General features: G+C 62.1%; 16 protein-coding genes. 4 read left to right on the top strand and 12 right to left on the bottom strand.

Annotation, left to right across the window (positions count from 1 at the left end):
• Positions 1 to 4 precede the first annotated feature (4 nt).
• The 9 genes from FOT55_RS03545 to FOT55_RS03505 all read right to left on the bottom strand — a co-directional run bounded on the left by FOT55_RS03545 (position 5) and on the right by FOT55_RS03505 (position 9730).
• Positions 5 to 889, bottom strand: coding sequence for a LysR family transcriptional regulator (locus FOT55_RS03545; protein ID WP_147823106.1), 885 nt, complete (start codon positions 887 to 889; stop codon positions 5 to 7).
• A 27-nt stretch (positions 890 to 916) separates the two neighbouring features.
• Entirely contained in the window at positions 917 to 1609 is a 693-nt protein-coding gene (locus tag FOT55_RS03540) for an MgtC/SapB family protein (RefSeq protein ID WP_019453282.1), read from the bottom strand.
• A gap of 111 nt (positions 1610 to 1720) precedes the next feature.
• Positions 1721 to 2500: an ABC transporter ATP-binding protein gene (locus FOT55_RS03535; RefSeq protein ID WP_147823105.1), complete on the bottom strand. Its 780-nt coding sequence runs from the start codon at positions 2498 to 2500 to the stop codon at positions 1721 to 1723.
• A gap of 586 nt (positions 2501 to 3086) precedes the next feature.
• The gene (locus FOT55_RS03530; protein ID WP_147823104.1) at positions 3087 to 4169 is read right to left on the bottom strand and encodes a porin; all 1083 of its coding nucleotides are present in this window, start codon (positions 4167 to 4169) and stop codon (positions 3087 to 3089) included.
• 31 nt (positions 4170 to 4200) lie between these two features.
• Positions 4201 to 4992: an ABC transporter ATP-binding protein gene (locus FOT55_RS03525; RefSeq protein WP_147823103.1), complete on the bottom strand. Its 792-nt coding sequence runs from the start codon at positions 4990 to 4992 to the stop codon at positions 4201 to 4203.
• A 15-nt stretch (positions 4993 to 5007) separates the two neighbouring features.
• The gene (locus FOT55_RS03520; RefSeq protein WP_238476084.1) at positions 5008 to 6729 is read right to left on the bottom strand and encodes an ABC transporter permease; all 1722 of its coding nucleotides are present in this window, start codon (positions 6727 to 6729) and stop codon (positions 5008 to 5010) included.
• Positions 6730 to 7213: 484 nt separating this feature from the next.
• Positions 7214 to 7903, bottom strand: a complete 690-nt coding sequence (locus FOT55_RS03515) for a trehalose-6-phosphate synthase (RefSeq protein ID WP_049207774.1) — start codon at positions 7901 to 7903, stop codon at positions 7214 to 7216.
• Positions 7904 to 7916: 13 nt separating this feature from the next.
• Entirely contained in the window at positions 7917 to 8327 is a 411-nt protein-coding gene (locus FOT55_RS03510; RefSeq protein WP_043136244.1) for a GNAT family N-acetyltransferase, read from the bottom strand.
• Between the two features lie 32 nt (positions 8328 to 8359).
• Positions 8360 to 9730, bottom strand: a complete 1371-nt coding sequence (locus FOT55_RS03505; RefSeq protein WP_147823102.1) for a glutamine synthetase family protein — start codon at positions 9728 to 9730, stop codon at positions 8360 to 8362.
• A gap of 236 nt (positions 9731 to 9966) precedes the next feature.
• Between FOT55_RS03505 and FOT55_RS03500 the strand changes: the two genes are divergently transcribed.
• Positions 9967 to 10266, top strand: coding sequence for a hypothetical protein (locus FOT55_RS03500; protein ID WP_049204564.1), 300 nt, complete (start codon positions 9967 to 9969; stop codon positions 10264 to 10266).
• 15 nt (positions 10267 to 10281) lie between these two features.
• Here FOT55_RS03500 and FOT55_RS03495 read toward each other — a convergent pair whose 3' ends face one another.
• From FOT55_RS03495 to FOT55_RS03485, 3 genes are read right to left on the bottom strand one after another with little or no spacing between them, the layout of a single operon-like run.
• Positions 10282 to 10683: a putative T6SS immunity periplasmic lipoprotein gene (locus tag FOT55_RS03495; protein WP_147823101.1), complete on the bottom strand. Its 402-nt coding sequence runs from the start codon at positions 10681 to 10683 to the stop codon at positions 10282 to 10284.
• Positions 10680 to 10880: a hypothetical protein gene (locus FOT55_RS25755; protein ID WP_425353637.1), complete on the bottom strand. Its 201-nt coding sequence runs from the start codon at positions 10878 to 10880 to the stop codon at positions 10680 to 10682. Before FOT55_RS25755 ends, FOT55_RS03495 begins: the two co-directional genes overlap by 4 nt.
• Entirely contained in the window at positions 10852 to 11769 is a 918-nt protein-coding gene (locus tag FOT55_RS03485) for a LysR family transcriptional regulator (RefSeq protein WP_049272489.1), read from the bottom strand. Before FOT55_RS03485 ends, FOT55_RS25755 begins: the two co-directional genes overlap by 29 nt.
• A 168-nt stretch (positions 11770 to 11937) precedes the next feature.
• Between FOT55_RS03485 and FOT55_RS03480 the strand changes: the two genes are divergently transcribed.
• Genes FOT55_RS03480 through FOT55_RS03470 form a run of 3 tightly spaced genes read left to right on the top strand, consistent with a single transcriptional unit; the run spans position 11938 to position 14500 of the window.
• Complete coding sequence (locus tag FOT55_RS03480; RefSeq protein WP_004933280.1) at positions 11938 to 12636, top strand: CoA transferase subunit A; 699 nt, start codon at positions 11938 to 11940, stop codon at positions 12634 to 12636.
• 11 nt (positions 12637 to 12647) lie between these two features.
• A complete protein-coding gene (locus tag FOT55_RS03475; RefSeq protein ID WP_147823100.1) occupies positions 12648 to 13301 on the top strand; it encodes a CoA transferase subunit B in 654 nt (217 codons plus the stop codon).
• 14 nt (positions 13302 to 13315) lie between these two features.
• Positions 13316 to 14500 carry an acetyl-CoA C-acetyltransferase gene (locus FOT55_RS03470; protein ID WP_147823099.1) on the top strand — a complete coding sequence of 395 codons (1185 nt, stop codon included), beginning with the start codon at positions 13316 to 13318 and terminating at the stop codon, positions 14498 to 14500.
• Positions 14501 to 14508: the final 8 nt, after the last annotated feature.

The following is a 14508-nucleotide window of genomic DNA, read 5'->3' as shown; positions in this document are numbered from 1 at the left end:
GCGTTCAACCCGTTTGCAGAGTTTGTAGCAGGTGGATAAAGGCGGCGCTGAGCGGCGGCGTGGCCGGCTCATGGCGGGTAAAGACGTAAAAGCGCGCGCTGATGTCGATCTCGTGCGTCGGGATTTTCTGCAGGTGCAGCTGCGGGGCGTAGTGCGCGACCACCCGATCGCTCAGCAGCGCGATATAGCCCTGCTGCCTGACCAGGCACCAGGTCGCCAGAAAGGAGTCGGTCTCGACGATCTGGCCGTGCGGCGTGTAACGCTCGGCGATCTCGCGGATGGCGGCATGCCCCACCGAGCAGGAGCGCGGCACCACCCATTTGGCTTCGGCCGGCGGCTGCCCGGCGCCGGTCAGGTCGCCCCCTTGATAGAGCGAGAAGCGCTCGCTCTTCAGCGCCTGCATGGCCAGATCGGCGCCGCCCGCCGCGCCGTTCAGGCTGCTGACCGCCAAATCCAGCTCACAGTTTCTCAGCCGGGCGAGCAGGCCTTCCGGGCCGTCTTCCACCACCGTCACCCGGGTATGCGGGTAGCGGCGGTTGAAGCCTTCGAGCACCTGGGGCAGGTAGCACAGCAGCGGATCGACGCTCATCCCCACCCGCAGGCGCTTCTCGCCGCCGGCGCTCATGCCGCGCAGCTCGTCAAACGCGCTGAGCAACTGATTGGTGGCGGCGTCTATCCGCCGGTAAAATAGCTCGCCGACCGCCGTCAGGCGCACGCCGCGGTTGCTGCGCTCCAGCAGCCGCGCGCCGATGGACATTTCCAGCTCTTTGAGCACCCGGCTTAGCGTCGGTTGCGAGACGGCCAGTTTTTTCGCGGCATCGTGCAAACTTCCGCAGTGAACGATGTCTTTGAACATCGTCAGATGAGCCAGTTTTGGCATGGTTTTCATGGTGGATCTCCCTGGAAGTGAACGGCATTAGCCGGAGCCGGCGATGCGGCTGTAATAGGCCTGTTTCATCATGCTGTCGTTCAGCAGTTTATTGATGGTCTGGTCGAGCACCGGCGTGGTGACGGAGGCCGGCATCAGCGTGGCGGTGATCTCCACGTCGTCGTCGCCAAAGGGTTCGATATCCAGATGCGAGATAAAGCAGTTTTCTCCTTGCAGCACCTGTTTGAATTTGGCCAGCGCTTCACGCTGTTCATGCTCGAAGGCAATGACGCAAATCTGGTAGGTGGATTCGCCGTTAACGTCATTGAAGGGCTGTTTGTTGACCATATTGACCAGAGGGCGCAGCAGGGTGTTGGCGGCGAGCACGAACAGCGTGGCGGCTAGCGCATCGCCGTACAGGCCGCAGCCGGCGCAGGCGCCGACCGCCGCGGAGCCCCAGAGCGTGGCGGCGGTGTTCAGGCCGCGGATGTTCATCCCTTCTTTCATGATGGCCCCGGCGCCGAGAAAGCCGACGCCGGAGACCACGTAGGAGATGACGCGCACCGCGCCGCCGCTGCCGTCGATGGTCATGGCCAGGTGGACGAAGATCGCCGCGCTGGTGGCCACCAGCGTATTGGTGCGCAGCCCGGCGGTGCGCTGGCGGAATTGTCTTTCGTAGCCGATGGCGGCGCCCAGGACGGACGCGGTCAGCAGCGTCAGCAGTGTATGAATGAAATGCATGATAATAACTCGATGTATTATCCGCTTATCATGAGCCACCCGTGGTGGGGTGACTCTTGATAAACAGGTAGTTAAGTTGGCGGGATCCGTCCCGCCAGGCCAGGGCGGCGCTCAGTGCGCGGCGGCGATCTGCCGGCTGAGCGTCTCGCTGATTTTGTCCGTCAGCGGCTGCATCCCCTCGCGGGTGCGCGTCTCGCGGCGCTGCGCGATGTGATAGCAGCCGTCGAGGGTGCCGGCGCCCAGCAGGAGGATGCGATCAGACATCATCACCGCTTCCTCTACGCTGTGGGTCACCAGCACGATGGAGCGGGTTTTGATCTGGCGCGTGCTCCAGATGCGCAGCAGATCGCTGCGCAGGTGTTCGCCGGTATAGACGTCCAGTGCGGAAAAGGGCTCGTCCAGCAACAGCAGCATCGGTTCTACCGCCAGCGCGCGCGCAAAGCCGACCCGTTGGCGCATGCCGCCGGAAAGCTCGCGCGGGTAGGCGTCGCGGTAGGGCGCGAGACCGACCAGATCGAGCATTTTCAGCGTCTGGGTTTCGACCACCTGCGGCGGCAGATCCTGCGCCTGCAGCCCGAAGGCGATATTTTGATAGACGTTCAGCCACGGGAAAATGGCGAAGGTCTGGAACACCATGTTGATCTGCGGATTCGGCCCCGAGACTTTTTTATCCCCCAGCATCACGGTGCCCAGATCCGGCGCGATCAGGCCGGAAAGTATGCGCAGCAGGGTGGATTTGCCCGAGCCGGACTGCCCCAAAATGCTGACGACCTCGTTATCGTAGAGGCGCAGGTTGATTTCATTCAGCACCAGGCGTTTTTTTTTACCGGTAGGCTGAACGCTTTTGCTGACGTTATTAACCGTCAGCAACGTGGTTTTTTTTACCATCATGATGTTTCTCCACTCAATTAAAAATATGAGCATGGGAAAATGGCCGATAGTTATCGCCGCGCAGGGGTAAAATAAATGCGAGCGCAAATAAGCCTGAGCGTTATCGGACTGTTAATAAGCGTATGCTGGAAGGATTAGCCTGTCAGGCGCGCCGGAGCGGCGTACGCGGAGGCCATGCGCTGAAGGGGTAAAGCGAAGGGATGTGGTAACTGACGCATATCCTGACACTTTCAGGATGCAATGGGATGACTATTGCTCCTGTGACCTCAGCGATTCCAACAATAAAATAAACAACCAACTGTCGCCGTCCATATCATTTCCCCGTTATTTTTCGTGTGGCCATAATACGCGTGATATTGCCTGTGATTCAATGTGGTTAGGCGGAATTATCGCGGCAAAATGTAATTTAATATGAATGCGGTAAAGTTTTTCTTTATTTATTAAACGGGGTGTCAACGAAAATCATGAGAATGAATATAGGCGCTATTTTATGGAAATATAAACCTGAATTAAACGAGAGAATAAGGGGCGGGCGGAAAGTCACAGAATAAACCGGCCGGAGAGCGTCCTCCGGCCGGGATGGGGATCAGAACTGATACATGATGCCGGTTTCGACGATGTCGTCGGCGCCGGCGCCGACGGCGTTCTGCCGTTGCAGCAGGTTGAGCTTGTACTCCACGTAGGTCGACATATTGGCGTTGAAGCTGTAGTTCAGCGCCAGATCCAGGTATTTGACCAGATCGGCGTCGCCGATGCCGGGCAGGTTACGGCCGCGCGTTTGCAGGTAGGCTACCGAGGGCGTGACGCCGGAATCGAAGTGATACTGCGCGACCGCCTCGACGGCGTCCGCGCGGGGGGCGAAGCCGGCGTAGCGATCGCCGTCGACGTAGGTCATGTTCTCGGTGCGCGCGTAGCTGGCCGCCAGGTAGAGGTTGTCCAGATCGTATTTCAGCCCCAGGGTCCAGGCCCGGGCGCGATCGCCGTCAGCCAGGCCGAAGCGCTGTTGCGCCAGCGTGCGCGCAGAGTTGGCGTAGGCGCCGCCAACGTTGAGCCCCACGCCGGTGTCGTAGGTGGCGGAAAAGGCGTAGCCATCGCCGTTTTGCGTCTGAATATCCTTCGCCCGCAGAGCGTCGTCCCCCCGATTCTTCCCCTGATATTGCAGGCCGAGATCCAGGCCGTCGACCAGGCCGCCCAGGCTGCGGTTGTGGTAGGTCAGCAGGCCGTTGGCGCGGCCGGTCATAAAGTTGTCGGCCGCTTCGTAGCTGTCGTTGCCGAATTCAGGCAGCACGTCCGTCCAGCCGGCCACGTCATACAGCAGGCCGTAGTTGCGGCCGTAGTCCAGGCTGCCCCAGCGGCCGAACGTCAGCCCGGCGAAGCCCAGCCGGGTATAGCTGTCGCCCGGCCCGGCGCTTTCCGCCTGATCGAGCCCCGCCTGATATTCCCATTGACCATACCCTGTCAGCCCGTCGGCGATCTGCGTCTCGCCTTTGAAACCGAAACGGGTGTAGGAGCGATCGCCGTTATTGTCGGCATCGCTGCTGAAGTAATGCACCCCGTTCAGTTGGCCGTACAGATCCAGTTTATTGCCGTCTTTATTGACGATTTCTGCCCCGGCGGCGGCCGCCGGCATCAGGATGACCAGCGCCATCAGTAAGCTTTTATGTTTCATTTCACTACCCTGAGTTAACGAAAATGCGGCCTTATCCGGCCGGTTGCGCCCGCGCGATTTTTTTGTACAGGCAGCTGCGGATCCGATCGGTGAGGTGCCGCAGGCTGTCCCGGTTGCGCGCCGCGCGGGGAATATTGATGCTGAATTCGTCATCGATCCGTTTGCTGGTCGCGTCCAGGATCAGCACCCGATCGGACATCAGCACCGCCTCTTCGACGTCGTGGGTCACCATCACCATGGCGCGCGTGCGCAGCCGGTTGTCTCCCCACAGCGCCAGCAGATCGCTGCGTAGTTTTTGCGCGGTAAAGATATCGAGGGCGGAGAAGGGCTCGTCCAGCAGCAAGACATCGGGCTCTACCGCCAACGCCCGGGCGAAGCCCACGCGCTGGCGCATGCCGCCCGAGAGCTCGCGCGGCCAGGCGTGCTCATAGCCGCTCAGCCCCACCAGGCGCAGCAGCGCCCCCAGCCGCTCGGCGATCGTCTGCGGCGGCAGCCGTTGCGCCAGCAGCCCGAAGGCGATGTTGTCGTACACCGTTAGCCAGGGATAGAGCGCGTAGGACTGAAACACCATGCCGGCGTTCGCGCTCGGGCCATTGATCGGTTTGCCCGCCAGGGTGAGCGTGCCGCTGTCCGGCGGGATCAGCCCGGCCAGCATGCGCAGCAGCGTGGACTTACCCGAACCGGATTGCCCCAGAATGGTGACGAACTCGCCGGCGTGCACGGTCAGCGACACGTCGCGCAGCACGGGGGTGGGGCGCTTGTTTTCGCCGATAAACGTCTTGTTCAGCCGGCGGGCGCTGATAATTACCTCTTGAGTCAGCATGTGGTTCCCCCTTGATCAGTCATATTTGAATTTGGTTTCCGCGATGCGATACAGCGGTTGCCAGACGAAGATGATGCACAGCGCCACCAGCGCGCACATGGCGGCGCAGCCCAGCGCAGACTCCGGGTTCTTGCCGGCGTCGGTGACGACGGAAATGAACGCGCCCAGCCCGGTGGCGCTGAGGGTGGTGCTGCCCCACTGGATCACCTCGGCGGCGATGGCGCTGTTCCAGGCGCCGCCGGCGGCGGAGATGATGCCCGTCACGATGTAGGGGAAGATCGCCGGCAGCATGTAGTAGCGCCACCAGCGGAAACGGCGCAGGCCGAAGGTTTCGCTGACCTCGGTGATCTGCGTCGGAATGGCGGAAACGCCGGCGATCACGTTGAACAACACGTACCACTGGGTGCCCAGCATGATCATCGGAATGGCCCACCAGCCGAGATCCTGGTGATAAATGGCGATGAAGGCGGCGATCAGCGGGTAGAAAATGTTGGGCGGAATGGCCGCCAGGATCTGGATGATCGGCTGGAAGATCTTCACCAGGCGCGGATTCAGGCCGATCCACACCCCCAGCGGCGTGAAGATCGCCACGCTAAGTAGCATGGCCGCGGCCACGCGCGCGGTGGTGAGCAGCATCCACTCCGGCAGCATGGCGAAGTACTGTTTGGGGAAGTATTCCCACAGCCGGTAACCGAACCAGACGCAGGCCAGCACCACGCCGAGATACCACAGGCTGCGCCACAGCCAATTGCCTTTGGCGGCGAGGCGAAACAGGCGGTGCAGGCCGAGGGCGTACCACAGCCGCGGCAGCTTGAACAGCCACAGGTCAGCCAGCGCGCGCAGCGTGCGGCCGAGCGCCGCGCCGACGTGCGAGAAGGCCAGGCTGTTGTAAAACCACGGATTGCCGAGTGGGCGATTGGCGGTGACGTCTTCGTATTTGAAGCGGGCGGTGTAACGCACCAGCGGGCGGAAAACCAGCTGATCGAGCAGCACGATGTTGGCGGCCAGCGCGACGATCGCATACAGGATCGCCGGCACGTTCTGCTGCGCTAGCGCTTCGGCGATATAGGAGCCGACGCCGGGCAGTTCGACCGAGCGATCGCCGACCGGAATGGCCTCGGAGGCCACCAGGGCGAACCAGGCGGCGGATTGCGACACCATGGCGTTCCACAGCAGGCCCGGCACCGAATAGATGAATTCCAGCCGCCAGAAGCGTTGCCACGGGTTGTAATTGAAGCTGCGGGCGGCTTCATCCAGCTCCTTGGGCACGATGCGCAGCGTCTGATACAGCGTCAGCATCATGTTCCAGGCCTGGCCGGTAAACACCGCGAAGATGGCGGTGCACTCCAGCCCCATCACGCTGTGCGGGTAGAGGTTGAGAAAGTACACGGTCGTGAAGGTCAGGAACCCCACCAGCGGCACCGACTCCATAAAGTTGACGAAGGGCAAGATCACCCGGCGCAGCGGCGCATAGCGCGCGGCCAGCACGGCGAACACCACAGAAAACAGCAGCGACCAGGCCATGCCGAGGAGAAAACGCATGCTGGTTCTGAGCGAATAATAAAGCAGGTTCCAGGCATCGAGACTAATGGCAGAGACGTTTTGTTCATTGAAGTCGCCGTGCATGTCGCCCCACGCGCGAATAAAAAAGGCAATGAAGAAAACGCCGATGGCGATAACGATAAAGTCATTTAAATAAGACTTTCTGAAAATAGATGTACCCCGGTTATTTTGCATAACGCAATACCTTATTTTTCCCATAAGAAATCCGTCGCCGCTCGGGTAATAGGCCCGGCGACACCAGATAAATACCGCTGTAGCGGTTGAGACAGACGTTGTTTTCGCAGCGGGGCGATGGGCGGGCAGGCAGAGCGGGAAAGGCCGTCAGAAGGGGAGCGGTTGCCGCATTCCGTATCTTTCAGAATGCAACGTGGATGGCATTACTGAAAGGTGCCCAATAGCATTAGCATAAAACTAAAACTTTCATCGCCCATAGGGCCCTCCTCGGTTTAAATATGGCACGGAGAGGGTAATGTGTTTTGCTGATAAAAAGCAATTGGCGGCGTAGGGTTTTTACGGTTGATATGTAACAGGATGAATATTTATTTTTTAATCGCTATATTCAGAAAATGAAATAACCTATTTTGATGGCGGTAAATACGGTGAAAATAAATCACGGCGAAATAAAACGGCGCGCCCGAAGGGGGCGCACCGCCGTAAATTAATAAACCTGCCTGCCGTTGATGCCGGCGGGGAAAATGCCGGTGGCGAACAGATGCCCGTTGGCCTGGATCTGATCGTCGGGCAGCATCTCCAGCGGGAATTCGCCCGCCAGGCAGCTGAGAAAGGCGTTGCGATCGTCGGTGGTGGTAAAACCGATCAAATCGTAGAACAGCAGCGACGCGATCAACTGGCGATGTTCCGGGATGCGCCGCAGCAGCGCCGCCGACGGAAACGGCAGGTGGAAGAAGAACGCGCAGGCGTTCAGCAGCCCCTGTTCCTTCAGCGCCTGCGCGCAGGGCAGCAGCTGGTAGTCGTCGATGCAGACGATGTCGCCCGGACACAGGTGCTCGCAGGCGATATCGGCAAACCGGCGGTTCAGCTGCCGGTAGGCGCGGTAGTTTTCCGGCGTGAAGTGCGCTTTCTCCGGCTGGTTGTGGAACACCGGCCACAGGCCGTCGTGGTAGTAGCCCTGATAGTGGCGGCGGAACTCTTCGATCGACAACGGGAAGGTCACCTGATCATAACCGGCACGTTGGCGGCAACTGATCGGGCGCTGCGCGAAATTCTGCACGTCGCCGTTCCAGCCGAGCCACAGCCCCGGTTCGGCGTCGGCCGCCAGCGTCTGGCCGGCGCAGGCCAGATCCTTGCCGTCGCACTGCTTGTTGGAAATCAGCACCAAACGAGACATGAGGGTCTCCTTATCAGTGAAGGGCACGCAGGGCGTGCGCCGAACCATCGGCGCGCCAGGGCGCTTGCAGAGCGGGCAGCGTGACGCGCAGGCCGCGCAAAGCCGGGTGCGCCAGGCAGCAGCGCGTCAGCCAGCTTCCCAGCCCGACGCCGCGGTACTCGGCGCTGACGAACAGTTCGCTCACCGAGGCGAAGGTGGCGTAGTCGGTCACCATGCGGGCGAAACCGAGTAGGTGGCGCTTGCGGTATAGCCCGAAGCACAGGCCGTGGTGTACCAGGCGCTCCGCCGCCGCCCGATCCTGCAGGCTGAGGAAACGCTGGATCGCGTCGATATCCAACAACTGCCGATCGGTGCTGATATGAAAAACGCCTTTGCGCCAGCAGAGCAGCGGCTGCACGGACGCCCGTTGCGGTTGCATGTTCATGATTATCCTTAGGTTAACGAATCGGAGGTCGGTTACAGCATCCAGCCGAGTTCGGCGGCGGTGACCTGTTCCTCGAAGCGGCGCAGCTCGGCGCTTTTGCAGGTGTGCCACAGGGTACAGAACGCCGGGCCGAGCAGCTCACGCAGCGGATCGCTGTGGCGGAACAGTGCCAGCGCCTCCTGCTGGCCGAGCGGCAAGGGCGCGGCGTTATCGCTCTCGCAGCCGTTGACGGCGGGCGGCAGCGGCAGCGGGTGTTCCAGCCCGTGCAACAGGCCGCCGAGCATCACCGCCAGCGCCAGATAAGGGTTGGCGTCGGCGCCGGCCAGGCGGTATTCGATACGCTGGTTGGCGCTGTCGGCGCAGGGCAGGCGCAGCGCCACCGTGCGGTTGTTGTGGCCCCAGGAGGCGCGCTGCGGCACGTGCATGCCGGGGCGGAAGCGGCGAAACGCGTTGATGTTGGGCGCCAGGATCGCCATCGATGCCGGCATCAGCGCCAGCATGCCCGCCATCGCCTGCTGCATGTTATCGCTCAGTTCGCCCGGCGCGCCGGTCAGCAGGTTCTCGCCGTGCTCGTCCTGCAAGCTGATATGGAAATGTAGCCCGCTGCCGGCGGCGTGGGCGCAGGGCTTGGCCATAAAGCAGGCGTGCTGGTGATGCTGCTCGGCAATCTGCCGCGTCAGGCGTTTCAGCGCCATGATCTGGTCGCAGGCTTCCAGCACGCGCCGGCTGTGATGCAGATTCAGCTCGTATTGGCCGGAAGCGGCTTCGGCCACCACGCCGGTCAGCGGCAGGCTCTGCAGCCGCGCGTGCCGTTCGATGTCGCTCAGCAGCGCATGGTGGCGCTCGGGCGCATCCACCGCGAAGCTCTGCGTCGGGCAGGCTTCCGCCTCGGCGGGGTGCTGCGGATCCTGCAGGTAGAACTCCAGTTCGGCCGCCACCACCGGGAAGCAGTTGCGCTCGTGCAGGCGCTTCAGCACCCGTTGCAGCACCACGCGCGGCTCCAGCTCGCAGGCGTCGCCGTCGGCGTTTTGCATCGTCAGCAGCAGCTGGGCGTGGCGTTCGGGATCGCGCGCGCAGGGGCGCAGCGTGCCAGGCACCGGCAGGCATAGCCGATCCGGCTCGCCCGCCCGTTGCCCCAGCCCGCTTTCTTCAATCACCCGGCCGTGCAGATCCAGGGCGTAGATCGACAGCGGGAAGTAGCAGCCTTTTTCCAGCCCAAAGGCTTCGGCGATCGGCAGGCGCTTGCCGCGCAGCTGGCCGTTCAGATCGTGCAGATAAATATCCAACTGTTCGGTATCCGGATAGCGCTGCAGGTAGTGTTCCAGCTCTTTGCGGAAGGTGCGCGTCGGCGATGCGGGCAGCTCCGCCAGCAGAGGATTGAAGCCGATGATATTAGAATGCATGGCGCGCTCCAGAACGAAGACCGGTCACGGCCAGAGGCAGGGATAAACGCATGAGACAACTCTCTTGTGAGGCCATAGCGGCGATGTGAAAAGGGTATCTGCGGCGGCAAAAACTGTCTGTAAAAACGCCGTAACGTTAACGGGGCGCGGAATAAAAATGCCGTAAAGAGCGCGGCGGGCTGGCCGGGTCGGCACGGTCTATACTGGCGAGATGGGCCGTAGAAGGAGAGATAACGATGAAGAGAATAGGGCTGCTTATCGCCGCGCTGGCCGCGTTCCACGCCACCGCGTCTTCCCCACAGGCGTGGGCCGAGAGCGAGCGGGCGATGCGCGCCGCCTGCCTGAAAGCCAGCGGGCTAAAAAACGCCAGGGTGGAAGGGGCGATCGTTCACTACGGTGATGACGTCGGCTATTCGGCGCTGTTTATCGGTGGGCGCTACCCGCAGCCGTTTATGAAAAACCAGCCGGGCAGGGAGCTGTGCTTATATCAGCGCGCCACGCAGAAGGCGGCGGTGCAGGCGGTGGAGGGGGAATAAATAATCCCAGTCTCCTTACTGTAGCTGTATTTCTCCCTTGGGATTAATTATTAAGTTGAATTCTTTCATGTATTTACGCCTTTCCGTGTCGTTATTCATCGAGATGCCGAGCAAGACTGAGTATTCTCCCGCTGCCCAGTTTACTTGCGGATAGGTGACGCATTGCCCTGGTTTCAGGTCAGGCAACGGAGTGATTTCTGGTGAGGTCCAGACGATATGCCATTGCTGTTGTTCCTGTCGTGAGACGATCACTCCCCGGTTTTGCAGTTTGTCGCCGCTGCGAACGCTGTTGATAGGCACGGCAAAGCAAGGTTGATTGTCTTTGAGCGAGACATCCAACGGATGGTACCAGGGCTGAGTGGATTGACAGCCGTTCAGTAGCAGTACGCACAGTAAAGAGAGATAAGGTCTTGTCATAGCAAGGTGTTCCGGTTCTTTGGATTGTGCAGGAAAGCTCGCAATACCCATTCATAACGTTTTTTGATGTCTGGCCCAATAATGCCGCTGTAGTTGGTGGCTACGTGGAAGCGATGGGCGGCACGCTGCGCCTGGACGTTGAGCTGCCGGGCGGCAAGCACGTCGGGTTTACGGTTTAAGCGCAGGCTGCCCGCCACTCCCCGCCATTTCCCGTTCGATCACCGTCGCCAGCGCCTGCGCGGCGGAAGAGAGTTGGTGCTGCGCCAGGCGGATCAGGCCCACGCGCCGTTCGATGATCGGGCCGATCAGAGGCACGCAGACCGCCCCCAGCTCATCCATCTGTTTCTCGCACAGCGCCGGCACCGCGCTGGCACCGAGGCCGTTGGCCACCATGCGCCCGACCGTCACCAGCTGGTGGCTCTCAAACGCCACCTCCAGCGTTCGCCCGCTGCGGGCCAGTTCCTGCTCCAGCAGCAGCCGCACCGCCGATGGCCGCTGCAGGGTGATGAAATCCAGCGTCAGCAGTTCCTTCCAGCTCACCTGCGCCTTGCGCGCCAGCGCCGAATCCTTCGGCACCACCGCCAGAAAGCGATCGCGGCACAGCGGGGTGAAGTGCAGGGTGTCGCTCGGCTCCGGCTCGAAGGCGATGCCCATCTCTACCCGCCCTTCGCGGATCATTTCAAACACCTGTTCGTTGATGACGTCATGCACCGCCACATTGATGCCGGCATAGCGATCGCGAAACGCCTTGAGGATCGGCGGCAGCGGGTTGCCGGCGAACGACGGCATGGCGGCGATCGCCACCTTGCCCATCTGCAGGGTGAAGCGCTGACGCATCGCCTCTTCCGCGTTGTCCCAATCCGCCAGCAGCTGGCGCGCCATCGGGAAGAAGGTTTCCCCCTCCGGCGTCAGCGTCACCCGGCGGGTGGTGCGCAGCAGCAGCGGCCCGCCCAGCGCGTCTTCCAGCCCACGGATCGCCAGGCTGAGCGCCGGCTGAGAAATATTCAGCCGCTCGCTGGCCTGGGCGAAATTCAGAGTGTGAGCTACCGCTAAAAACGCACGTAACTGTTTGATGCTCATTTTCATTTTGGTTTGCGTTAACTCTTTGTTAATTGTCGGTTAACGAGTGATTAATAAAAATTCTAAATGAATGCGGCATAAAAACAAAATTAACAAATCATTTTTGTGACCTGAAGATGCCCTCACGCAAGGCAGGGCATTTCGCCCTGCGCCGCAACATGCAGGGGCAACGATATGGCAGGGCTCGACAAACGCGTCGGCAGCTACCAGGAAGCGCTGGCAGGCCTGACGGACAACATGACGGTGCTGGCGGGCGGCTTTGGCCTGTGCGGCATCCCGGAGAATCTGATCGAAGAGATCCGCCGGCGCGGCGTGCGCGGGTTGACGGTGGTTTCCAACAACTGCGGCGTCGACGGGTTCGGCCTCGGGCGGCTGCTGGAAACCCATCAGATCCGCAAGGTGGTGGGATCTTACGTCGGTGAAAACGCGCTGTTCGAGCAGCAGGCGCTCAGCGGCGAGCTGGAGGTGGATCTCACGCCGCAGGGCACGCTGGCGGAGAAGATCCGCGCCGGCGGCGCCGGTATCCCGGCGTTCTTCACCGCCACCGGTTACGGCACGCCGATCGCCGAAGGCAAAGAGGTACGCGAGTTCAACGGCCGCCCCTACATCATGGAAACCGCTATCACCGGCGATTTCGCCATCGTGAAAGGCTGGAAGGCCGATCACTTCGGCAACGTCATCTACCGCCACACCGCGCAGAACTTCAATCCGCTGATGGCGACCGCCGGGCGCATCACGGTGGTGGAAGTGGAAGAGATCGTGGCGCCGGGCGAGCTGGATCCGGCGGCGATCCACACCCCCGGCATTTACGTCGATCGGCTGATCCAGGGCACCTTCGAGAAGCGTATCGAACAACGCACCCTGCGGGCATAAGGAGAATTCGCATGCTTACCCGTGAACAAATGGCGCAGCGCGTGGCGCAAGAGCTGAGGGACGGTTACTACGTCAACCTGGGCATCGGCATTCCGACGCTGGTGGCCAACTACGTGCCGGCGGGCATGGACGTGATGCTGCAGTCGGAAAACGGCCTGCTGGGGATGGGCGAGTTCCCGACCGAGCAGCAGCTGGACGCCGACATGATCAACGCCGGCAAGCAGACGGTCACCGCACGCCTCGGCGCGTCGATCTTCGATTCGTCGCAGTCGTTCGCCATGATCCGCGGCGGCCACGTCGATCTGACCGTGCTGGGGGCGTTTGAAGTGGACGTCGAGGGCAACATCGCCTCGTGGATGATCCCCGGCAAGATGGTCAAGGGCATGGGCGGCGCGATGGATCTGGTGGCGGGGGCGGAGAACATCATCGTGGTGATGACCCACGCCTCGAAGGGCGGCGAGTCCAAGCTGCTGCCGCGCTGCACGCTGCCGCTGACCGGGGCCAACTGCATCCGCAAAGTATTGACCGATCTGGCCTATCTGGAAATAGAAGACGGCGCCTTCGTGCTGCGCGAACGCGCGCCCGGCGTCAGCGTGGCGGAGATTGTCGCCAAAACCGCCGGCCGGCTGATCGTGCCGGAGCATGTGCCTGAAATGCGTTTCTGAAACGGGAGGTGAATGTGCAACAACGTGAAGTGGTGATCGTGGGGGCGACGCGCACGCCGGTCGGCAGTTTTCACGGCGCGCTGGCGCCGCTGACGGCGGTGGAACTGGGCACGGCGGCGGTGCAGGGGCTGCTGGCGCAAAGCGGCGTGCCGCCGCAGCAGATCGATGAAGTGATCCTCGGCCAGGTACTGACCGCCGGCTGCGGGCAGAATCCGGCGCGCCAGACCGCGCTGAACGCCGGGCTGCCCGTGACGACCCCGGCGCTGACCATCAACAAGGTGTGCGGCTCCGGTTTGAAGGCGGTGCATCTGGCGGTGCAGGCGATCCGCAGCGGTGACGCCGACGCGGTGATCGCCGGCGGCCAGGAAAGCATGAGCCAGTCGCCTTACCTGATGGCCGGCGCGCGCGCCGGCCTGCGCCTCGGTCACGCGCAGATGGTGGACAGCGTGATCCACGATGGCCTGTGGGACGCGTTCAACGACTACCACATGGGCATCACCGCCGAGAACCTGGCGGAGAAATACGCCATCAGCCGCGCCGAGCAGGACAGCTTTGCGCTGCGCTCGCAGCAGAAGGCGCAGGCGGCGCAGCAGGCCGGGCGTTTTGCGCAGGAGATTACGCTGGTGACGGTGCCGCAGCCGAAGGGCGAGGCGCTGCGGGTCGAGCACGACGAACAGCCGCGCGACACCAGCCTGGAGGCGCTGGCGCGGTTGCGCCCGGCGTTTCGCAAAGAGGGCACGGTGACCGCCGGCAACGCCTCGTCGCTCAACGACGGCGCCGCCGTGGTGTTGCTGATGAGCGCGGAAAAAGCCGCCGCGCTGCGCTTGCCGGTACTGGCGCGCATCGCCGGTTACGCGTCGTCGGGGGTCGATCCGGCGATCATGGGCATCGGCCCGGCGCCGGCCGCGCGCCGCTGCCTGGAGAAAGCCGGCTGGCGGCTGGAGGACGTCGATCTGATCGAGGCTAACGAAGCCTTCGCCGCGCAGGCGCTGGCGGTGGGCAAAGAACTGGGCTGGGAGGCGGAGCGGGTCAACGTCAACGGCGGAGCGATCGCGTTGGGGCATCCGATCGGCGCCTCCGGCTGCCGCATTTTGGTGTCGCTGCTGTTCGAAATGCAGCGCCGCGAGGTGAACAAGGGGCTGGCGATGCTGTGCATCGGCGGCGGGCAGGGCGTGGCGCTGGCGGTAGAGCGCCCGTAAACAACCGA

Source organism: Serratia bockelmannii (genome assembly GCF_008011855.1).
GTDB lineage: Bacteria > Pseudomonadota > Gammaproteobacteria > Enterobacterales > Enterobacteriaceae > Serratia > Serratia bockelmannii.
Note: the sequence above shows the minus strand (reverse complement) of the source record. Positions and strands in the feature narration are given on the sequence as shown.